Source organism: Lentzea guizhouensis, from assembly GCF_001701025.1.
Taxonomy (GTDB): Bacteria; Actinomycetota; Actinomycetes; order Mycobacteriales; family Pseudonocardiaceae; genus Lentzea; species Lentzea guizhouensis.
The window spans coordinates 6,717,894-6,740,356 of sequence record NZ_CP016793.1 but is presented as its reverse complement, the minus strand read 5'-3'; the positions used below and the strand labels follow the sequence as shown (position 1 = coordinate 6,740,356).

General features: G+C 71.0%; 11 protein-coding genes. 10 read left to right on the top strand and 1 reads right to left on the bottom strand.

Annotated features, from left to right (window positions below; genetic code table 11):
- The first annotated feature begins 16 nt into the window (after positions 1-16).
- Positions 17-973 (top strand): alpha/beta fold hydrolase, encoded by a 957-nt coding sequence (locus tag BBK82_RS32605; RefSeq protein ID WP_065918419.1) that lies wholly within the window; start codon positions 17-19, stop codon positions 971-973.
- On the opposite strand, the gene BBK82_RS32600 is transcribed toward BBK82_RS32605, so the two are convergent.
- Positions 966-1,970: a helix-turn-helix domain-containing protein gene (locus tag BBK82_RS32600; protein ID WP_065918418.1), complete on the bottom strand. Its 1,005-nt coding sequence runs from the start codon at positions 1,968-1,970 to the stop codon at positions 966-968. The two genes, BBK82_RS32605 and BBK82_RS32600, sit on opposite strands and share 8 nt — an antisense overlap.
- A 400-nt stretch (positions 1,971-2,370) precedes the next feature.
- On the opposite strand from BBK82_RS32600, the gene BBK82_RS32595 reads away from it, so the two are divergent.
- From BBK82_RS32595 to BBK82_RS32555, 9 genes are all read left to right on the top strand, one after another.
- Entirely contained in the window at positions 2,371-3,318 is a 948-nt protein-coding gene (locus BBK82_RS32595; protein WP_065918417.1) for an alpha/beta hydrolase, read from the top strand.
- 87 nt (positions 3,319-3,405) lie between these two features.
- A complete protein-coding gene (locus BBK82_RS32590; RefSeq protein WP_065918416.1) occupies positions 3,406-3,855 on the top strand; it encodes a hypothetical protein in 450 nt (149 codons plus the stop codon).
- A gap of 48 nt (positions 3,856-3,903) precedes the next feature.
- Entirely contained in the window at positions 3,904-4,974 is a 1,071-nt protein-coding gene (locus BBK82_RS32585; RefSeq protein WP_154697627.1) for a FecCD family ABC transporter permease, read from the top strand.
- Positions 4,971-6,044, top strand: coding sequence for a FecCD family ABC transporter permease (locus tag BBK82_RS32580; RefSeq protein ID WP_065918415.1), 1,074 nt, complete (start codon positions 4,971-4,973; stop codon positions 6,042-6,044). The genes BBK82_RS32585 and BBK82_RS32580 overlap by 4 nt, the downstream gene beginning before the upstream one ends.
- Positions 6,045-6,073: 29 nt before the next feature.
- Positions 6,074-6,907, top strand: coding sequence for an ABC transporter ATP-binding protein (locus BBK82_RS32575; RefSeq protein WP_065918414.1), 834 nt, complete (start codon positions 6,074-6,076; stop codon positions 6,905-6,907).
- A gap of 96 nt (positions 6,908-7,003) precedes the next feature.
- Positions 7,004-8,026 (top strand): iron-siderophore ABC transporter substrate-binding protein, encoded by a 1,023-nt coding sequence (locus BBK82_RS32570; RefSeq protein ID WP_218920395.1) that lies wholly within the window; start codon positions 7,004-7,006, stop codon positions 8,024-8,026.
- A 61-nt stretch (positions 8,027-8,087) separates the two neighbouring features.
- A complete protein-coding gene (locus BBK82_RS32565) occupies positions 8,088-9,884 on the top strand; it encodes an ABC transporter ATP-binding protein (protein ID WP_065918412.1) in 1,797 nt (598 codons plus the stop codon).
- A gap of 29 nt (positions 9,885-9,913) precedes the next feature.
- Positions 9,914-20,746, top strand: coding sequence for a non-ribosomal peptide synthetase (locus tag BBK82_RS32560; protein WP_218920394.1), 10,833 nt, complete (start codon positions 9,914-9,916; stop codon positions 20,744-20,746).
- Positions 20,733-22,436 (top strand): ABC transporter ATP-binding protein, encoded by a 1,704-nt coding sequence (locus BBK82_RS32555; RefSeq protein ID WP_065918411.1) that lies wholly within the window; start codon positions 20,733-20,735, stop codon positions 22,434-22,436. Before BBK82_RS32560 ends, BBK82_RS32555 begins: the two co-directional genes overlap by 14 nt.
- Positions 22,437-22,463 lie beyond the last annotated feature (27 nt).

The window sequence follows — 22,463 nt, the reverse complement described above, 5'->3', positions numbered from 1 at the left end:
TGTGGGGGTAGGGACGATGGAGCTGAACAGACGCGGCGTCTTCGCACTGGGCGCCGCACTCGCCGCGGGCACAGGGGTGGGCGCCGGGACGGCGAACGCGGAGAGCGCCGAAGCCAAGCACGCAGAACCGAGCCTGCCGGGCTTCAAGCACAACTACGCGCAGGTCAACGGGGTGCGCCTGCACTACGTCACCGGTGGCCGCGGGGAGCCGCTGGTGCTGCTGCCGGGGTGGCCGCAGACGTGGTGGCTCTACCACAAGATCATGCCCGCGCTCGCGACGAAGTTCCGGGTGATCGCGGTCGACCTGCGCGGCATGGGCGGGTCGGAGAAGCCGCAGGGCGGGTTCGACAAGAAGACGATGGCCACCGACATCCGCGAGCTGGTCCGCCACCTCGGGTACGGCAAGGTCGACGTCGTCGGCCACGACCTGGGCAGCATGGTGGCGTTCGCGTACGCGGCGAACTTCCCCGACGCCACGAACAAGGTCGCGTTCATGGACGTCCTGCACCCCGACGAGAGCTTCTACCACATCCCGCTGCTCCCGCCGCCGGGCGGATTCAGCCTGTGGTGGTTCGCGTTCAACCAGGTCCTGGCGCTGCCCGAGCAGCTGCTGGCAGGCCGGTTCCGCCATCTGATCGACTGGCTGTTCGCGAACACCGCGTTCACCCCGGCCGCGATCGACGAGCGGTCCCGCCAGATCTACGCCCGGTCGTACAACTCACCGGACGCGATCCGCGCGAGCAACGGCTGGTACCAGGCGTTCCACCAGGACATCGCGGACGGCAAGACCTACGCCAAGCTCACGCCACCGGTGCTGGGGCTCGCGTCGGTCTCGTCCTACGACCAGTTCCTCGGCGCGCTGCCGAACGTGGCGAACCAGTTCGAGGTCGTCGGCGTCGACGGTTCCGGCCACTGGCTCGCCGAGGAGCAGCCCGACCTCGTCGCACGCGCGCTCACCGAGTTCTTCAGCTAGAACTGTTGTCGCGCAACCGGCGCAGCAGCAACGCCAGGTGCAGCCGGAACCGCCCGCCCGCCGAGTCGAGCTCGAACCCGAGCACCGACTCGGCGCGGGCCAGCCGTGCCGTCATCGTGCTGTGGTGGCGGTGCAGCACCCCGGCCGCCTTGCGCACGGAACCGGTGGCGCACAACGCGTCCAGCGCCGCCACCGTGTCCGCCCCGTGCGGTTCGGCCGCCAGCCGGTCGAGCGCGCGGACGTCGTCGAGCGCCCCAATGTCCGCCACCTCGACCCGGTCGGCCACCAGCGCGAGCCCGCCGAGCCGTTCCCACCACACCACCGGTTCGGTGTCCGCCGTGTACCGCAACGCTTTCAGCGCACCCTGCCACGACCGCGCCGCCTCGATCGCCGGCACCAGCGGCCCGACCCCGACCCGCACACCGTCCACCGCGGGCACGTCCACGCCCAGCACCGCCCGGACGTCCCCCAGCACCACCGACCGGCCGGGCACCTCACCGTTCGCGGCCAGCACCCGCAACGTCGTCGCGGCCCCGATCCCGAGCAGGTGCAACGCCCGCGACCGCTCCGCCGTGCCGACCCCCTCCGACAGCACCAGCTCCACCAGCGCCGGATCGCCCAGCTCCGGCAACGGCACGCTGGAGTGGTCCAGCAACACCGCCGCGGCGATCGCGAACCGCTCCAGCAACATGTCGTCCAACGGCACCGGCGCCCCGTCACGCGCCACCCACACCCGCGCGCCACCCTCCAGCGCACGGACCCTGGCCCGCACCGGCACCGGCCCGGCACTCACCGCGGCACCCGGCTCCGCGCGCAGCGACAGACCCTGCCCCGGCGCGCTCACCCCGACCGGGCAGCCGGCCAGCTCGGCCGTGCTGTGCACCAGGGCGTCGAGACCGGCGCGCTCGGTGATCAGGCGGTCGAAGAACCCGATCACCCGCACGGCGTTCTCGGCATCGGCGTCCAACCCGGACAGCCGCAGCAGCAGGCCCTTCATCCCGCCACGATAGCCCTGCCGCGCCGCGGGAGGAGGTGACGAACGCCGGCCGCGCACCGGCAGCGTCACGGCAGGAGGGCCGAACGCCGGACCGGCACACGCACGCGACGGGAGCGGGCGAACCCCAGGCCGGCACACGCCACGCGCCGGCCACGGCCGCGCTGCACAGGCCACGCGCAGGCCGGCACACGCCACGCGGGCCACCACGGCGCCGCACATGCCACGCGCGCCAACGCCGCCCGCACAGGCCACGCCAGCCACCGCCACGCCGCGCAGACCGCGCCGGAAGCGAGCGAACGCCGCGCCGCACGCCCCCACCCGCCACCTGGCTGCCGCGATCCCCCGATCCCCCGCCACGTGTCGGCTGCCGCCGGAGCTGGAGCAGCTCCATGATCGGTGCATGAGCTACGCCATCGACCCCGAGCTGGTCCCCTGGCTCGACATGCTGCCCGCGGTCCGCTTCACCGACCACGAGGGCCTGCTGGCCGCCCGCGCCGGCCAGTCCGAGCTCCTCGCCGCCATGCCGACGTACGAGCCCGCGAACCCGATCGACGTCCGCGACACCACCGTGCCGGGCCCGGCCGGCGCACCGGACGTCCCGGTGCGGATCTACACACCAACAGGAACCACCGAGCCCGTGCCCGGACTGCTGTACGTCCACGGCGGCGGGTTCATCGTCGGCGACCTCGACATGTTCCACTCCTCCGTGCTGCGCATGGTCGACGAGCTGGGCGTGGTCGTCGTGTCCGTGGACTACCGGCTGGCACCGGAGCACCCGTTCCCCGCGCCGGTCGAGGACTGCTACGCGGCGCTGGAGTGGTTCGCCGCCAAGGCCTCCGAGCTCGGTGTCGACCCGGACCGGATCGGCGTGGCCGGGGAGAGCGCGGGCGGTGGGCTGTCGGCCGGTGTCGCGCTGCTGGCGCGTGACCGCGGCGGGCCCGCGTTGTGCTTCCAGCTGCTCGGCATCCCGGAGCTGGACGACCGGCTCGACACCGAGTCGATGCGCGACTACGTCGACACGCCGCTGTGGAACCGTCCCAATGCGATCTTCAGCTGGGCCAGCTACCTCGGCGGAACAACAGAGGTCTCGCCCTACGCGGCACCTGCCCGCGCGACCGACCTGGCCGGGTTGCCGCCCGCGTTCGTGACCGTGTGCCAGTTCGACCCGTTGCGCGACGAGGGCATCGAGTACGCGCGCCGGCTGTCGCACGCGGGTGTTCAGGCCGAGCTGCGGTTGTATCCCGGGACGTTCCACGGGTCGAGCCTCGTCGAGAACGCACAGGTCTCGCGCCGGATGTTCGCCGACGAGATCGAGGCGCTGCGCCGGGGACTGGGGCTCACGGGCTGACCGGGGACCAGGGTGTCTCCCTGGGGCGACGGAGGCGCGAACGGACGAACCTTGCTCCTGTCACCAACGACCTGAGGAGCACACGAAGTGTCCACGATCCGCCTCCAGCAGCCGACCACCGCGACGCCCGAGCAGTTCGTCGCCGGGCTCACCGACTTCGGGCCCGGCCGTGAGGAGCTCTTCCCCAACAGCTCCGACGCCGGCCTGGTGGTGCACGACCGCGGCGACACGTTCGCCGACGTGACCGAGGGCAAGGGTGGTGTCTGGGAACGCCTGCACTACGACTGGTCCGACCTGAGCCACGTCGTGCTCACCACCGTCGAGTCGAACGTGTGGGGCGGCGCGTCCGGCCACACCTACACCTTCACGCGACAGGCCGACGGCACGACCATCGTGCACGCCGAGGTGGTGCGCGACGGCAAGAACCCCAAGGGCAAGCTGATCGGGTTCGTGCTGGGCCTGTTCGCCAAGCAGACGCTGGGCGCCGCGCTGGCCACGACCGTCAAGGCGATCGAGGCCCGGCACGCGGTCAAGTGATCGGCACCTGTGAAGCACTTAGGTAAGGGTGAGCTAACGTAGCCGCCTGTGAGCATCGTGGTGGAACAACGCGGCCTCGACCCCGCACCGGCAGGTGCGGTCGTCGACCCGCGCAGGCGCAGACTGCTGGGACTCGTCCTCCTCGTGGTCCTGCTCGCCGCCGCCGCGGTGCTCTCCCTGGTGGTCGGGGCCCGCGCGCTCAGCCCGGCGGAGGTCTGGCAGGGGATGTTCGGCGACCCCGGCACCGATCAGCGGCTCACCGAGATCGCGCTGATCATCCACACGTCGCGGATCCCGCGCACCGTCCTCGCGGTGGTCGCGGGTCTCGCGCTGGGAATCGCCGGCGCGTTGATCCAGGGGCACACCCGCAACCCGATCGCGGACACCGGTCTGCTGGGCGTCAACGCCGGCGCGTCGTTCGCGGTGGTGCTGGCGGTGTACCTGTTCGGGCTCGGGAACCCGTTGCAGTACATGTGGTTCGCGTTCCTCGGTGCCGCGGCGTCCGGGGTGGTGGTGTTCGGGTTGTCGAGTCTCGGGCGGGGTGCGGGCAACCCGTTGACACTCGCGCTGGCCGGGCAGGGCGTCACGATCTTCCTCGCCGCGATGACGACGGCGGTGGCGTTGCAGGACAAGGCGTCGCTGGACGTGCTGCGGTTCTGGAACGCCGGTTCGGTGCAGGGCGTGGGCTGGAACGTGATCGCGGTGGCCGCCGGGTTCGTCGGCATCGGGCTGCTGCTCGCGCTGGTCAACCTGCCGACGCTGAACCTGCTCAACCTCGGTGACGACGTGGCCCGCGGGCTCGGCGTGAACATCGTGACCGGGCGAACGGTCGGGGTCGTGGCGATCACGTTGCTCGCGGGTGCTGCGACGGCGGCGTGCGGGCCTATCGCGTTCCTCGGGTTGATGGTCGCGCACATCGCGCGCTGGATCACCGGCCCCGACTACCGGTTCCTGGTGCCGTTCGCCGGGTTGCTGGGCGGGATCGTGCTGCTGCTGGCGGACATCGCCGGCCGGCTGGTCGTGCGCCCGGCCGAACTGCAGGCAGGCATCGTCGTCGCGCTGCTCGGCGCCCCGTTCTTCGCGGCGCTGGTGTGGCTCGGGAAGTTCAGGCAGGCATGAGCACCACGACGACCGACACGAGCACCGAGAAGATGCACGCCGGCGTCCGGGTCGGCGGCTGGTCCTGGGTCTGGCGGCCCTGGCTCGTGCTCGCCACCGCCGGGCTCGCGGTCGCCACCTTCCTGGTGTTCTGCATCTCGATCGCGATCGGCGACTTCACCATCGACCTGCCCGCGGTGATCAGGACGATCTTCGGCCAGGGCGAGCGGGTCGACGAGTTCGTGATCATGGACCTGCGCATGCCGCGAGCGCTGGTCGGGCTGATCGTCGGTGTCGCGCTCGGCATCTCCGGCGCGCTCACCCAGTCGATCGCCCGCAACGCGCTCGCGAGCCCGGACGTCCTGGGCATCACCGCGGGCGCCAGCGCGACGGCGATCTTCGTGGTGACCACCTCGGGCGGTGCGGTGCTGGGCAGCTCGCTCGGGTTGCCCGTGGCCGCGCTGGCCGGCGGGCTCGGCACCGGGTTGCTCGTCTACTTCCTGGCCTGGCAGAAGGGGATCGACGGGTTCCGGTTGATCCTGATCGGCGTCTCGGTCAGCGCGGTGATGACGGCGCTCACGACGTGGCTGCTGGTGCTCGCCGACATCCGGGACGTCGCCCGCGCGCAGGCGTGGCTGGTCGGGTCGCTCGACTCGCGGTCGTGGACCGAGGTGTGGACGTCGCTGTGGGTCACGATCGCGCTGGTCGTGGTCGTGCTGGCGGTCTCGTTCCACCTGCGGCCGATGCACTTCGGCGACGACGTGGCCGCCGGTCTCGGGGTGCGGTACTCGGTCGTGCGCGCGGTACTGCTGCTGTGCGCGGTGTTGCTGGCCGGTGTCGCGGTGTCGGCGGCGGGTCCGGTGCCGTTCGTCGCGCTGGTCGCCCCGCAGATCACCATGCGCCTGATGCGCACGCCGGTGCCGCCGCTCGTCGGCTCCGGCCTGTTCGGCGCGCTGCTGCTGATCAGCTCGGACCTGATCGCCCGGCAGGTGCTGCCCAACGACCTGCCCGTCGGCATCGTCACCGCCATGATCGGCGGGCCGTTCCTCGTCTACCTGCTGGTCCGCGCGAACGTGAAGCGCCCTGCCTGAGGTATGCCTCAGTTAAGTAAGGTTGCCCTATGACCGCGTTGCGCAACGATGCCGCCCGCCTGGGTGCCCAGGGCGTCACGGTGGGGTACGCCGACCGGGTCGTGCTCGACAACCTGGACGTCGCCATCCCGACCGGGGTGATCACCACGGTGATCGGCCCGAACGGCTGCGGCAAGTCGACGTTGCTGCGCACGCTCTCCCGGCTGCTCAAACCGCGCCAGGGCACGGTGCTGCTCGACGGCCACGACATCGCGCGGCTGAAGACCAAGGACGTCGCGAAGAGGATGGGCCTGCTGCCGCAGACCCCGATCGCGCCGGAGGGCCTGACGGTCGCCGACCTGGTCGCCCGCGGCCGGCACCCGCACCAGAGCTGGGTGCGGCAGTGGTCGTCCGACGACGCGCAGATCGTGGCGAAGGCGCTGGCGATGACCGGTGTCGCGGACCTGGCGCACCGCCCGGTCGACTCGCTCTCCGGTGGCCAGCGGCAGCGGGTGTGGATCTCGATGACGCTCGCCCAGGGCACCGACCTGCTGCTGCTCGACGAGCCGACGACCTACCTGGACCTCGCGCACGCGATCGACGTGATCGACCTCGTCGACGACCTGCACGAGAACGGCTGCACCATCGTCATGGTGCTGCACGACCTGAACCTGGCCGTCCGGTACAGCGACAACCTCATCGTGATGAAGTCGGGGTCGATCGTGGCTCAGGGCCACCCCGGCGAAGTGATCACCAGCGAGCTGCTGCTGGACACGTTCGGCCTGCAGGCGAAAGTCATCGACGACCCGGTGAGCGAGCGGCCGTTGATCGTGCCCATCGGCCGGACCCACGTGGTATCGAAGAGTGACCAAGGACGAGGTTAGCCTGCCCTAACTGGGTGATAAGGTTCGGCTGTCCTAATTCCCCCGCCGCGTGGGCAGCGAAGAACGAGGTGCCGAATGAACCGTGCGAGAACAGCCATGACCTGGAAGCGAGTGACCGCAGCAGCCGCGGCAGTGGTCGTGGGCGCGAGCGTGCTCGCCGGGTGCGGCTCTTCCCAGCCGGCGTCGACCCCCGAGGGCAACACCAACGCGAGCGGCGGCACGTTCCCCACGAAGGTCGAGCACTTCTTCGGCACGACCGAGATCAAGGAGGCCCCGAAGCGGGTCGTCTCCCTCGGCTACACCGACGAGCAGACGATGCTCGCGCTGGGCACCGTGCCGGTCGGCATGGTCGACCAGTACCCGAACCCCGAGGGCACCAGCCCCGACATCAACACCCAGTGGCCGTGGGTGAAGGACAAGTGGGGCTCCACCAAGCCCGAGGTCGTCATGAAGAACGGCGACACCGAGCCCAACTACGAGAAGATCGCGCAGCTTCGCCCCGACCTGATCGTCGCGGTCTACTCCGAGGCCGACCAGGCCTGGTACGACAAGCTCACCAAGATCGCTCCGGTGGTCGCCCGTCCCAAGGGCGAGAAGGAGGCGTTCAGCGGCAAGTGGCAGGACACCACGCTGCAGATCGCGAAGGCCCTGGGCAAGCAGGCCGAGGGTGAGAAGATCATCAAGTCCATCGACGACAAGATGGCCGAGATCAAGAAGGCCAACCCGGACTGGGCGAACCAGACCGCGGTCGTCACCTCCTGGTACAAGGACGCCGTCGCGCCGTTCGCCACGACCGACGTGCGCAGCCAGCTCGTCACCGGCATCGGCTTCAAGGGCAACACGAAGGTCGACGAGATCGCGGGCGGCAAGTTCTACACCACGCTGTCCCCCGAGCGCATCGACGTGATGAACGTCGACCGCATCTTCGTGATCGCGGACAAGGCGGACGCGGACAAGCTGAAGGCGTTCGAGCTCTTCGCGAACCTGCCGGCGGTCAAGAACGGCAAGGTGTCCTGGCTGCTCGACAGCGAGGGCCCGGCGATCGGTGCCGCGGTCTCGCAGGCGACGCTCGCCTCGCTGCCGTACGCGATCGACGAGATCGCCAAGGCCGCCAAGTAGTCCTGGCGAGCAGTCCTGGCACAGCACCACCTGCTCAACCCCCGCGAAAGGCCTCTCTCCCGTGAGCACCGCCGTGTCGTCCGCGCCCGTGACCATCCTGCGCACGGCGACCGGGCGGGAGGCCCTGCGCTGGGTGCGCGACCACTGCCGCACCGCCCCGCTGCTGCCGGTCGCCACCGTGCTGGCGACGGTGGCCGGGGCCGTGCTGCAGGTCGTGCCGGTGTTCCTGCTCGGCACCGTCGTGGACGGGTTCGTCGAGAAGCGCCCGGCGACGATGCTCTGGTCGGTCGGCATCGCCACGGTCGTGGCCGCGCTCGGGGGCGCGGTCATGACGGCGGTGTCGACCTACCTGGTCGGCCGGGTCGGCGCGGACATGCTCGCGAGGCTCCGCGAAGGTGCCGTCCGGGCCGTGCTGGGGATGCCGAGCGCACGAATCGAACAGGTCGGCCGCGGTGACGTGCTGTCCCGCGTGGGCGACGACGTCGCCGTCATCTCCAAGGGTTTCCGCACCGCGATCCCGACGATCTTCTCCGCGGCCGTGCTGGTCGTGATCGCCACGGCCGGCATGTTCGGCCTGGACTGGCGGCTCGGGATCGCCGGCGCGATGGCGTTGCCCGCCTACTGGTGGGCGCTGCGCTGGTACCTGCCGCGCTCGCAACCTCTCTACCGTGCCCGCTCCGAGGCGCAGGCCGACCGCGCGCAGGCGTTGATCAGCGGCCTCGACGGCATCGACACCGTGCGCGCGTACCGGCTGGAAGGCGTGTTCCGCGACCGGGTGACCGCCGAGTCGTGGCGGGTGCGCAACATCGGCATCGAGGTCTTCCGGTTCTTCGGCCGGTTCATCGGCCGGGAGAACCGCGCCGAGTTCATCGGCCTCGGCCTGATCATCGTGGTCGGCTACCTCCTCGTCACCGGCGGGCAGTCGTCGCTGGGCCAGGTGTCCGTGGCCGCGTTGCTGTTCCACCGGTTGTTCAACCCGCTCGGGCTGATCATGGCGTTCTTCGACGAGGCGCAGAAGTCCGGCGCGGGCCTGACCCGGCTGGTCGGCGTGCTGTCCGAGTCCGACGGCGACAAGCTCGTGCGCAGCGCGGCGGCCGTGGACGTGAACGCCGCGCCGCTGCCGGTCTCGGTGCGCGGACTTTCCTTCCAGTACCCCGAATCCGACCACCTGGTGCTGCAGGACGTCGACCTGGAGATCCCCGCCGGCACGTCGCTGGCGCTCGTCGGCGCGACGGGTGCGGGGAAGACGACGCTGGCCGCTCTTGTCGCCGGGACGGGAACTCCGCTGACCGGCTCGGTGCACATCGGCGACACCGACCTCGCGGACGTCGACGAGGCGGGCGCGCGGGCGTTGGTGAGCATCCTGACCCAGGAGGCGCACGTCTTCGCCGGGCCGCTCGCGGAGGACCTCCGCCTGGCCGCTCCTGAGGCGTCGGACGAGGACTTGATGGACGCACTGCGGACCGTGGGGGCCGCGGGGTGGGTCGAGGCGCTGCCCGACGGACTGCGGACCGACGTCGGTGAAGGCGGCGAACGCCTCGACGTGACCAAGGTGGCCCAGATCGCGCTGGCCAGGCTGGTGCTGGGCCGCTCCCCCGTCGTCGTGCTGGACGAGTCGACCGCGGAGGCGGGCAGCCAGGGCGCCGCGCAGCTGGAGAAGGCCGCGCTGGCGGCCTGCCGGGGCCGGACGACGTTGCTGGTCGCCCACCGGCTCACCCAGGCCGTGGCGGCGGACCGGATCGCGGTGCTCGACGCCGGCCAGGTCGTGGAGCAGGGCACCCACGACGAGCTGGTCGCGCGTGACGGGCGTTACGCCAGGCTTTGGGCCGCTTGGCGACTCGGCTCCACAAACACTTAGGTTAGGCTCACCTTCACCGAGATGAGGGGATGGCTGAGTCGTCGATGGAACTGATGGCCGACCGTGACGTACTTCTTTCGACCGCCCGGATTGCCTCCGTTCGGCGCCGTGCCGGTGAGTACCCGCAGCGGACCGTCGCCGTCGCCGCAGCCGTCGCGCTGAACCACTGGGCGAACCCCGGTACTCGGGCCGAGGGCGTGGACCTCACCCCCGCCACCCTCTTCGGCGATCTTCTCGTGTGGGCGGACAAGGGAGAAGACGCCGGAAGGTGGAACGTCACCGAGCGTCCCGGCGGCTGGGTGATCTCGCTGCCGGAGGGCGTGGCGGTCGACGAGGCCCAGCGGGTGCTGGACGACCTGGCCGAGTTCCCCAACCGGGCGATCGGCACGATGACCGCGCAGACCCTCGACGAACGCCTCGCGCAGCTCGCCCGGTGGAACGACAACGACTTCCCGCGCGACCGGCCGAGCATCGTGGAACTGTTCCGCGCGCAGGCCGCCGAACGCCCCGACGCCGTCGCGATCAACGACGGCGACCGCGCGTTCACCTACGGCCAGGTGCTGGCGCACTCCAACCAGCTGGCCCGGCACCTGCTCGACCGCGGTGTGCAGCCGGAACAGGTCGTCGGCATCTCGCTGGACCGCTCGGCCGAGATGGTCGTCGGCCTGCTCGCCGTGCTGCAGGCCGGTGGCGCGTTCGTGCCGCTGGACCCGCAGTGGCCGGCCGCCCGGCGCGAGTCGGTGGTCACCGACGCCCGGGTCGTCCTCCTGCTCGGCTCCGGCCAGGAGGGCGAGCCGGAGGCGGTTCGCGTGTCGCTCGACGACTGGGACTTCTCGGGCTACCCGGCCGACCCCACCGACGTCACGATCCTCGGCCCGCAGCTCGCGTACGTGATGTTCACGTCCGGCTCCACCGGTCGCCCCAAGGGCGCGATGATCCGGCACGAGGCCATCAGCGAGCGGCTGCTGTGGCAGGTGCACCAGATCCTCCACTTCGGACACTCCGACGCGTCGCTGTTCAAGGCGCCGCTGTCGTTCGACATCTCGATCAACGAGATCTTCCTGCCGCTGGTGTGCGGCGGGCGGACCGTCGTGGTGCGCTCCGGCGGCGAGCGCGACCCGCACCACCTGCTGCAGACGATCGACCGGCACCGGGTGACGTTCGTGTACCTGGTGTCGTCGATGCTGGACGTGCTGCTGACCATCGCGGGCGACGGCGAGCTGGACAGCCTGCGGCACGTGTGGTGCGGCGGCGAGGTTCTCACCCCCGAGCTGTACGAGCGGTTCCGCACCCAGCTCGACATCCCGATGTACCACGGCTACGGGCCCGCCGAAGCCACGATCGGCGTCTCGCACGTGATCTACCGCGGCGAGGCCGAGCGGCTGTCCACGTCGATCGGCAAGGCCAACCCGAACACCGACCTGTACGTGCTGGACGACGAGCTGCGGCCGTGCCCGGTCGGCGTAGGAGGCGAGCTCTACCTCGGCGGGTTCCTGCTGGGCCGCGGTTACGTCAACGCGCCGGGGCTGACCGCCTCCCGGTTCGTGGCGAACCCGTTCGGCACCGACGGCTCGCGGCTGTACCGGACCGGTGACCTGGCGCGCTTCGCCGCCGACGGGTCGCTCGACTTCCTCGGTCGCGTCGACAACCAGGTCAAGATCCGCGGCATGCGGCTGGAGCTGGAGGACGTCGAGGTCGCGCTCGCCGAACACCCGCAGGTCCGGCACACGTGCGTCGTGGTGAAGAAGAACTCTGCGGGCGGCAACTACCTCGTCGGGTACGTGATCCCGGCCGTGGAGGGCCTGTCGGCCGACGCGGTGAAGCAGTGGGCGATCGAGCACATGGTCGAGTACATGGTGCCGGCCCACATCGTCGTGATGAGCGAGTTCCCGTTGACCCCCAACGGGAAGCTCGACCGGCGCGCGCTGCCGGACCCCGTGGTCGAGACCGGCCCGGTGACCGCGGCCGCGAACGACGACGAGGCCGTGATCTGCGCGGCGGTGGCGTCGGTGCTGGGGCTCGACGCCGTGGGCGCCGACCAGGACTTCTTCGAGCTCGGCGGCGACAGCATCCTCGCGATCTCACTGCTGAGCGCGCTGCGGGCGCGGGGTGTGTTCGTCACGGCCACCCAGATCTTCGTCAACCGCACGCCGCGCGCGTTGGCCGCCGTCGCCACGCGTGAGGGTGGCGCGGTGGTCGACCACGACGACGTTCCGGTCGGCCCGGTGGCGGGTCTGCCGATCGTGCAGTGGCTCGGCGAGACCACGGACGCGGTCGACGGGTTCGTGCAGTCGGTCGTGCTCAACACCCCGGCTGGGCTGACCGCGTCCGCGCTGACGCAGATCCTCGACGCGGTCGTCGACCGGCACGACATGTTGCGCGCCAAGCTGGTGCGCGGCACGCGGTGGTCGTTCGACATCCCGGAGACCGGTGCGGCGCTGTGGGAGGAGAGCGGCGCCGAGCTGGAGGAGTGCGTGGCCGCGGCGACCGAGGGGCTGAACCCGGACGCCGGGATCATGCTGCGGGCGGTGTGGCGTTCCGCCGCCCGCCAGCTGGTGATCGTGATCCACCACGTCGTCGTCGACGGGGTGTCGTGGCGGATCCTGTTCGACGACCTGGCGCTGGCGTGGCGGCAGGTGTCGTCCGGGGAGCCGGTCGAGCTGCCGCCGGTCGGGACGTCGTTCCGGCGCTGGACGCAGCTGCTGGAGCAGGCGGACTTCTCGGCGGACCTGGAGCACTACCGGCAGCCGCTGCCGGGCGTGGACGCGTTGCTCGGCCGGCGTGAGCTGACCGATGACGACGTTGTTGCCGTTGAGCAGGTCCGGACGGTCACGGTCGGTTCGGCGGCGACCGCCGCGCTGCTGGGTGACGTGCCGGCGTTGTTCCACGCCAAGGTGAACGACGTGCTGCTGACCGGTCTCGCGGTCGCGCTCGCCCGGTGGCGCCGGGACAACGGCCAGGACCAGACGTTCGCGCACGTCGAGCTGGAGGGCCACGGCCGCGAGGGCCGGTTCGTGCCGCTCGACCCGGACCTGTCGCGCACGGTCGGCTGGTTCACGACGCTGTTCCCGGTGGTGGTCGACCCCGGCACGGTCGACGACCTGCCCGCCGCGGTGAAGCGGGTCAAGGAAGACCTCGCTCGGGTGCCGAGCGGCGGTGTCTCCTACGGCGCGCTGAGGTACCTGGGCGACCACGAGCTCGGTGGCCCGCGGCCGCAGGTGCTGTTCAACTACCTCGGCCGGTTCGCCGGTGGCGCGAGCGGTGACTGGCAGCTGGCGGAGAACGCCGGTCAGCTGGGCGAGAAGCGCGATCCGGAGATGCGGCTGCCGCGCGCGTTGGAGTTCAACGCCAGCGCCGAACCGGGTGCGGACGGCGAGCTGGAGCTCGTCACCGTGATCTCGTGGCCTGCCGGGGTGTTCACCGACGCCGACGTGGAGCGGATCGGCGGGTACTTCACCGAGACGTTGGAAGCGCTGGCCGCGTTGACCGAGGGCGGCCACTCCCCCGGCGACTTCGGCCTGCTGCCGCTGAGCCAGGCGGACGTCGACGCGGTGGACAGCCCGGCGTTGCGCGACGTCCTGCCGATGACGCCGTTGCAGGAGGGCCTGTACTTCCACTCGATCTTCGACGACGAGTCGTCGCACCGGTACGTCGAGCAGCAGCTGCTGACGTTGACCGGCGCGGTGGACGCCTCCCGGCTGGAGGCCGCCGCCGCACGGGTGCTGGAGCTGTTCCCGAACCTCGCCGCGCGGTTCGTCGGGCTGCCCGACGGCAGGGTGGTGTCGGTGCTGGAGTCCGGCGTGCGGCCGGAGTTCTCCACTGTGGACGGTCAGGGGATGACCGGCGAGGAGATCGCGGCCTTCGCCGAACGGGACCGGGTGGCCGGGTTCGACCTCGCCCGCGGGCCGTTGATGCGGTTCACGCTGATCCGCACCGCGCCGGGCCGGTACGTGCTGGTGCAGACGGTGCACCACATCATCGCCGACGGCTGGTCGGTGCCACCGATGCTGCGCGCGCTGCTCGCCGAGTACGAGGCGCCGGGGTCGGTGCACGTGCGGGGCAGCTACGCCGACTACGTGCGCTGGCTGGTCACGAGTGACGCGGCCGAGAGCGACCGGGTGTGGGCGGCTGAGCTGGCCGGGCTGCCGGGGCCGTCGTTCGTGGCCGAGGGGCACACGCCGTCCGAGCGGTTCGACGACGTGGTGCTCGACGCCCCCGACGGCCTGGACGAGTCGGTGCGGGCGGCCGGGGTGTCGCTGAGCGTCGCGGTGCACAGCGCGTGGGGTGTGACGCTGGGTGCCTTGCTGGGCCGCACCGATGTCGTGTTCGGGTCCACTGTGTCCGGCCGGGACGCGGACGTGCCGGGGATCGCCGACATGGTCGGGCTGTTCATCAACACCATTCCGGTGCGGACCCGGTGGAGCACCGGGTCGTCTGCTGCTGATCTGCTGGCGTCGGTGCGGGAGCACCAGACCGCGGTGCTGCCGCACCAGCACGTGTCGCTGACCCGGATCGGGCGGCAGGCCGAGCACGGGTCGGCGTTCGACACGCTCGTGGTGTTCGACGTGGCGACCGACGTCACGGCCTTGAGCGGTCCGTTCACGATCGCCGAGGTCGTCAACGAGGGCGCGCCGCACTACCCGCTGACGCTGGTCGTCGAGCGCGGCCACGACGGTTCGTTGCGGTTCAACCTGATCTACGACACGACGGTGGTCCGGTCGGCGGGTGCCGAGCGGTTGCTGCAGGCGTTCGCCGAGACGCTGTCCTCGCTGCTGGCCGGGTCGCTGGTCACGCCGGTGCTGACGCAGGACCGTGCCGCTGCTCCGGTGGGGCCCGCCACGCTGGCCGAGCTGTTCGACGTTGCGGCGCAACGTGATCCGTCGGCGCGCGCGGTGACGATGTGCCACCTCGACGGCAGCTCCGAGGGCTTGACGTACAGGATGCTGGCCGACACCAAGAACCGGCTGGCACGGTCGCTCGTCAACGCGGGCGTCGGTCCGCACGAGCGGGTCGCCGTCGCGATTCCGCGGTCGTTGCCGCAGGTGATCTCGCTGGTGGCGATCGTGTCGGCCGGTGGCGCGTACGTGCCGCTGGACCTCGCCTACCCCGATGAGCGCCTGGAGTACGTGCTCGCCGACTCCGCGCCGCAGGTCGTGCTGGTGGAGCGGGAGCACCGGGAGCGGTTCGAACGCTTGCTGGCCGCTGCCGGTGTCTCCGCGCGGGTCCTCGTCTACGGCGAGGAGGTGCCCGGCGACGGCGCGTTGCCGTCGTTCGACTGGGGCAACCCGGCGTACGTGATCTACACGTCCGGGTCGACCGGCAAGCCCAAGGGCGTCGTCGTGTCGCACCGCAACGTGGTGGCGCTGCTCGCGAACACCCAGCCGGACATGGACTTCGGTCCTTCCGACGTGTGGACGCAGTTCCACTCGTACTCGTTCGACTTCGCGGTCTGGGAGCTGTGGGGCGCGTTGGTCCACGGCGGCGAGCTGCTCGTCCCCGACCACGGCCTGACCCGTTCACCGGTCGACTTCCACCGGCTGGTCCGCGCGCGTGGCGTGACCGTGCTCAACCAGACGCCGTCGGCGTTCTACCAGTTCATCGAGGCGGACCGGCTGTCGGAGCCGCTGCCGGCGTTGCGCCGCGTGATCTTCGGCGGCGAGGCGCTGGACCTGTCCCGGCTGCGCGGCTGGGTCGAGCGGTACGGCACCGAGCGGCCCGAGCTGGTCAACATGTACGGCATCACCGAGACGACCGTGCACGTCACGCACCGGGTGCTGGACGCCGCGGATTTCGCCGCCGGTGACGTGAGTCCGATCGGTGGCCCGATCCCCGGCCTGCGCACGTACCTGCTCGACTCCGCGCTGCGCCCGGTTGCTCCGGGTCAGGTGGGCGCGATCTACGTGGCCGGCGACCAGCTGTCGCTCGGCTACCTCAACCGTCCTGGTTTGACCTCGACCCGGTTCGTCGCCGATCCGTTCGGTGGCGGGCGGATGTACAACACCGGTGACCTGGCGCGGCGAAACCTCGACGGTGAGCTGGAGTTCGTCGGCCGCGCCGACGACCAGGTGCAGCTCAAGGGGTTCCGGATCGAGCTGGGCGAGGTCGAGGCGGCGGTTCGCGCTGTTCCCGGCGTGGTCGACATCGCGGTGACGGTGGCTTCCTCCGCTGACCACCTGGTCGCGCACGTGGTCGGCACGCCTTCTGCCGATGTGGCTGAGTTCTTGAGCTCGAAGCTGCCGGTGCACATGGTGCCGCAGCGGGTGCTGTTGCTGGATGCGCTGCCACTGACGGTGAACGGCAAGCTGGACCGCAAGGCCCTGGAGGAGCGGGCCCAGGCCGAGGACGTCCCGGCGGTCGCTGCCGGGGAGACCCCGGCGCTGGAGTCCCTGGTCGCGATCTTCGCCGACGTCCTGCCGGGTGCTGCCGTGGACGCCGACACCGACTTCTTCGTCGCGGGCGGCGACAGCATCATCGCGATCGGCCTGGTCAACCGCGCCCGCGCCGCGGGCTTCTCCCTCAGCCCTCGCGACCTCTTCCTCCACAAAACCCCCCGCCTCCTCGCTTCCCACGCGGGGACCCCGCATCAGCTCCTGTCGGACGAAAGCTCCCCGCGTGGCGTTGAAACGGCGGTGGACGGGCCGGTCGTGCCGACGCCGATCGTGCTGCGGCAGCGGGAGCTGGGCGGGGAGCTGAAGCGGTTCGCGCAGGCCAGGCAGCTGCAGGTACCGGACGGTGTCGAGCTGGAGGACATCGGCCGGGCGGCCGTCGCCGTCATCGCGGCGCACCCGGCGTTGCGCATGCGCCTGGCCATTGAGCACGGGGTCTGGGCGCTGCACGTCGAACCGCACCGGGACGCCAACATCATGCTCGTGGACGGGGACGACCCGGCGGAGGGAGTCCGCCAGGCGGTCATGTGGCTGAAGCCCGAGGCCGGCGACATGGTCCAGTTCGCGTGGCTGGAGTCCACCCGAACCCTCGTCGTCGCCGTCCACCACCTGGCCGTGGACGCGGTCTCCTGGATGATCCTCCTCGACGACATCAACGCAGCCCTCCGCGGCGAGGACCTGGCTCCGGCCACCACGCCGTTCGCCACCTACGCGGCCGAGCTCACCCTGACCGCCCAGGCGAACACCGACCTCCCCCGCTGGATCGACGCGCTCGACGCCCCGCCGCTCACCTCGCAGGTCGGCGACGTCCGCGAGGTGACCGTCAACCTCGCCGCCGACATCACCGGCCGCGTCGTCCACACCGCCCCGACCGCACTCGGCCTGGGCCTGACCGAACTGCTGGCCGGTGCCCTGCGCACCGCCCTCACCGAGATCCAAGGCACCCCCACGGACCTCACCATCGAGCTCGAACGCCACGGTCGCGTGCCGGTCCGCGAGCACCACGACTACACGCGCACGGTCGGCTGGTTCACCTCGATCGCGCCCGTCAAGCTGAGCGCGCACACCGACCCCGTCGAGGCCGCACGCGAGCTGACGAACATGCAGCCCGACGAGCAGCAGCACGTGCAGTACGGCCAACACCGGTACCTCAACCCGCAGACCGCGCCCGTGCTCGCCGCGTTGCCCCGCCCGCAAGTGCTGTTCAACTACCTCGGGCGCGGCAGCGAGTCGCAGGCCCTGCACGTCGACGCGGGCCGGCAGCCCAGCCCGTACGCGGTCGAGGTCAACACCTGGGTCGACACCACGACGGGCAGTCTGCGGGCCACGTTCGCGCTGTCCCAGGACGTGTCGGACGAGATCGCGGCACGCTGGCTGCTCGCGCTCGAACGGATCGCGGACGCCTCGACCACCGCTCGCCGGACCGCGCCGGTGTCGCCGTTGCAGCGCGGGCTGTACTTCCAGGCCGAGCTCGCCCAGAGCGCCGGGCACTACGTCGCGCAGAGCTGCTTCACGTTCCGGCACCGCCTCGACTCCGGCGCGCTGCAGAAGGCGATGGCGCACGTCATCGCCAAGCACCCGGTGGTGGGCGCCGGGTTCGAGGACGAGGACGGCGAACCCGTGCAGGTCCTCGCACCGGGCCGCCAGGTCGAGGTCCGCACGGTCGACGTGCTCAACCAGGACGCCGTGGAGTCGTTGCGCACGGAGGACCGCGGCACCGGCTTCGACCTCGAGAACCCGCCGCTGGTCCGGCTGACCGTGCTGCGGCTGCCGGACGGCAGGGACGCGTTGCTGTTCAGCTACCACCTGCTGCTGTGGGACGGCTGGTCGCGCGAGATCGTGTTGCGCGACCTGTTCGACGCTTACCGGGCGTTCGTGCACAACGAACCGGTCGACTCCTCCCCCGCCACGCCGAGCTTCGAGAGCTACACCCGTGCGCTCCAGGCGAAGGACGCGCAGGCGGCGCACCGGTTCTGGGCCGGCTACCTCGCCGACCTGCCCGGCGCCACGCTGCTGAGCGACGGGTCCACTTCGGACTCGCTGCCCACGAAGATCGTGCGGACGCTGGACGTCGAGACCTCGGAACGCGTCCGGGACGCGGCCCGCAGGCACGGCGTGACGCTCAACAGCGTCGTCACCGGCGCGCTGGGACTGCTGCTCGGCAGCGAGACCGGCCGCGGCGACGCGGTGTTCGGCGTGACCGTGTCCGGCCGCGAAGAAGAAGGCACCGACGGGATCGTCGGCGTGCTGCTCAACACCGTGCCGATGCGGGTGTCCGCGCAACCGCACGACACGGCCGCCACCTTCCTGCGGAACGTCCAGTCCCGCCGGGTCGACGCCATGGACCACGAACACGTCGGGCTCGGTGAGATCCAGCGCGCCAGCGGCCAGGACCAGCTGTTCGACAACCTGTTCGTGCTGCAGAACTTCCTGGACGACAGCACGTTCGACGAGTTCAACAGGACGAACGGCATCATCGAGCACGAGTCGGAGGACTCGACGCACTACCCGTTCACCTGGGTCGTGACGCCGGGCAGGCAGCTCACCGTGAAGCTGGAGTACCGGCCGGAGGTCACCGATCCCGCGCGGGCACAGCGGTTGTTCGACGAGTACCTGCGGATCATCGACGAGCTGGCCCAGGCGGACGGCCCGGTCGGTGCGGTCCGCGGCACCGGTCCGCAGCCGGAGCTGCAGCCCGCCAACGACTTCGGCAACCAGACCGTCGTCGACCTGTTCGACGTCGCGGCCGACCGCAACCCGGACCGGATCGCGTTGGTCTCGCACGGGAACAAGATGACGTTCGCCGAACTGCGGGACCGCAGCCGTCACCTCGCAGGCGTGCTCTCCCAGCGGGGCATCGGCGTCGAGACGTCGGTCGCCATCGCGGTGCCGAGGTCACTGGACTGGGTCGTCGCGCTGTTCGGTATCCTGCGCTGCGGCGCGGCCTACGTGCCGCTGGAGCTGGACCACCCGGACGAGCGGATCGCCGCGATCGTCGAGGACGCGCAGCCGGCGTTGATCATCACGACCAGCGCGGTCGCACCACGGCTGAACGGCAACCTGTTCACGCTCGACGAGCCGTGGCCCGCCGCCGAACCGGTCATCACGTTCGCGCCGGACGACCCCGACCGGCTCAAGCACGCGGCCTACACGATCTACACCTCGGGGTCGACCGGCAAGCCCAAGGGCGTGGTCACCGAGTACGCGGGCCTGACCAACATGCTCGTCAACCACCAGCGGCGAATCTTCGAGCCGGTGCTGGCCGAGCACGGGCACCGGATGTTCCGGATCGCGCACACCGTGTCGTTCGCGTTCGACATGTCGTGGGAGGAGCTGCTCTGGCTCGCCGACGGCCACGAGGTGCACATCTGCGACGAGGAGCTGCGCCGCGACGCGACCGGGCTGGTGGAGTACTGCCTGGAGCACGAGGTCGACGTCATCAACGTGACGCCCACCTACGCGCAGCAGCTGGTGGCCGAGGGGCTGCTGAACGGTGAGCACCACAAGCCCGCGCTGGTGCTGCTCGGTGGTGAGGCCGTGACGCCGACGTTGTGGCAGCTGCTCGCGGACACCCCCGGCACGGTCGGCTACAACCTCTACGGGCCCACCGAGTACACGATCAACACCCTCGGCGTCGGCACGTTCGACTGCGTCGACCCGGTGGTCGGCGTGGCGATCGACAACACCGACGTCTACGTGCTCGACCCGTGGCTGCGGCACGTCCCGGACGGTGTCGCCGGTGAGCTGTACGTGTCGGGTGTCGGCATCGCGCGCGGCTACCTCGGCCAGCCGGGGCAGTCGGCGGAACGGTTCGTGGCCTGTCCGTGGGTGCCGGGTGAGCGCATGTACCGCACCGGCGACCTGGTGATCCGGCGCCCCGACGGCAACCTGCTCTACCTGGGCCGCACCGACAAGCAGGTCAAGATCCGCGGTCACCGCGTCGAGCTCGGCGAGGTCGAGGCCCGGTTCGCCGCGCACCCGGACGTCCGGTTCGTCGCCGCCGTCGCGCAGTCGGACCCCCAGGTCGACGGGGCGTACCGGCTGGCGGCCTACCTCGTGCTCACCGACGGCGCGGACATCCCGTCGGTCGCGGCGGCGGTCGGTGCCGGTCTGCCGGACTACCTGCGGCCGTCGCACTACGCCCAGGTCGACGCGATCCCGTTGACGGTGAACGGCAAGGCCGACACGTCGGCCTTGCCCGAAGCGCGGCCGCTCGGCACGCTGATGACCAAGGTCGAGCAGCGCGAGCTGACCGAGACCGAGACCCTGGTCAGGGAGATGTTCGCCGAGGCGCTCGACCTCGACGAGGACGAGGTGGGCATGGCGAGCGGCTTCACCGACCTGGGCGGGCACTCGATGCTCGCGGTGCGGCTGGCCGGTTTGCTCCGCCGCGAGTTCGGCCCGATCATCACCATCCGCGACCTGCTCGCCCTCTCCACCCCCGAAGCGATTGCGCAGCACCTTGACGAACACTGAGACCACTCCCGACGTCCGCACCGGCAAGGAGATCCTGCGGATCGCCGTGCGCCGCAACCGGAGCGCGATGGCCGGCGGCACCCTGCTGATGGGGTCCTACCAGGCGGCCGAGACAGCTGTGCCGATCCTGCTCGGCGCGATCGTCGAGTTCGCGTTGCGCGGTGGGCAGCTCAGCTCGCTGGGTCTCGCGCTGCTCGGGCTGGGGCTCGTGATGGCGACGGTGTCGTACTCGTGGCGCTTCGGCATGCGGATCTTGCAGAAGGCGAACACGACCGAGGCGCACCGGTGGCGGGTCGCGGTGGCCGACCGCGGCCTGCAGCCGGTGGCGCGCGACGTCGAGCTGAAGTCCGGCGAGGTGCTGACCGTCGCCACCGAGGACGCCGACCAGACCGCGGACATCATCGAGGTGGTGCCGCTGCTGATCGCCTCGCTGGTGTCGATCACGATCGCGGGCGTGGTGCTCGCGGTGATCAGCGTGCCGCTGGGCGTGACGGTGTTCGCGGGCACGGCGGCGATCCTGACCGTGCTGAGCTTCATGTCGCGGCGGATCGGCGCGAGCACGCAGGTGCAGCAGGCGAAGGTGGCGCGGGCCGGCGCGAAGGTGTCGGACCTGATCGCCGGTCTGCGGCCGCTGCACGGGTTCGGCGGCTCGTACCAGGCGTTCCAGGCCTACCGGCGGGTGTCGGACGAGGCCAGGAAGCAGTCGGTCGTGGTCGCGCGGGTCAACGGCGTCTACGCGGGCACGGCGCTGGCGCTGAACTCGTTGCTGGCGGCGGCGGTCACGCTGTGGGCGGGCTGGCTCACGTTCGACGGGCAGATCTCGATCGGGCAGCTGGTGACGGCGGTCGGCCTGGCGCAGTTCCTGATCGAGCCGCTGAAGCTGTTCTCCGAGATGCCGAAGTACGTGATGATCGCGCGTGCCTCGGCGGACCGGATGGCGCTGGTGCTCGCCGCGCCGCCGCGGATGACGCCCGGTGTCGAGGAACCCGGCCCGGACGGTGGCCTGGAGGTCGAGGCGGTGCGGCACGGGTCGCTGCGCGGGGTGTCGTTCTCCGTGCAGCCCGGCGAGCTCGTCGCCGTGGCGGCATATCAGCCGCAGGCGGCGGCCGACCTGGCCGCCGTGCTGTCGGTCGACGTGCCGCCCGCGACGTACTCGGGTGTGGTGCGGGTCGGCGAGCGGGAGCTCGCGAGGCTGACGGTCGACAGCGTCCGCAAGCACCTGCTGGTGAACCCCGCGCACCACGAGGTGTTCGCGGGAACGTTGCGGGACAACGTTGATCCGTCCGGAACGTCCACACTGGTCGATGAGGCGGTGAACGCGGCGATGCTCACCGACGTCGTGGCCCTGCACGCCGAGGGCCTCGACTACGCGGTGCGGGACCGGGGCGCGAACCTGTCCGGCGGTCAGCGGCAGCGGTTGTCACTGGCCCGCGCGCTGGCCGCGGACCCGGAGATCCTGGTGCTGCACGACCCGACCACCGCAGTGGACGCGGTGACCGAGCTCCTGATCGCCCGCAACGTCGCCTCGTTGCGCCGCGGCCGCACCACCGTCGTGATCACCAGCAGCCCGGCGCTGCTGGACGTGGCGGACCGGGTGGTCGTGCTCGACGGCGGCCTGGTCACGAGCCAGGGCACGCACCGCGAACTGCTCGGCCGGGACGCCGAGTACCAGCTCGCGGTGGCGCGCTGACCTTGTTTCAGGGCAGGCTATCCTCAC

Excerpts from the sequence above, each read along its gene's own strand:
- BBK82_RS32605 (WP_065918419.1), top strand. The coding sequence starts at position 17 with ATGGAGCTGAACAGACGCGGCGTCTTCGCACTGGGCGCCGCACTCGCC.
- BBK82_RS32600 (WP_065918418.1), bottom strand. The coding sequence starts at position 1,970 with ATGAAGGGCCTGCTGCTGCGGCTGTCCGGGTTGGACGCCGATGCCGAG.
- BBK82_RS32595 (WP_065918417.1), top strand. The coding sequence starts at position 2,371 with ATGAGCTACGCCATCGACCCCGAGCTGGTCCCCTGGCTCGACATGCTG.
- BBK82_RS32580 (WP_065918415.1), top strand. The coding sequence starts at position 4,971 with ATGAGCACCACGACGACCGACACGAGCACCGAGAAGATGCACGCCGGC.
- BBK82_RS32575 (WP_065918414.1), top strand. The coding sequence starts at position 6,074 with ATGACCGCGTTGCGCAACGATGCCGCCCGCCTGGGTGCCCAGGGCGTC.
- BBK82_RS32570 (WP_218920395.1), top strand. The coding sequence starts at position 7,004 with ATGACCTGGAAGCGAGTGACCGCAGCAGCCGCGGCAGTGGTCGTGGGC.
- BBK82_RS32560 (WP_218920394.1), top strand. The coding sequence starts at position 9,914 with ATGGCTGAGTCGTCGATGGAACTGATGGCCGACCGTGACGTACTTCTT.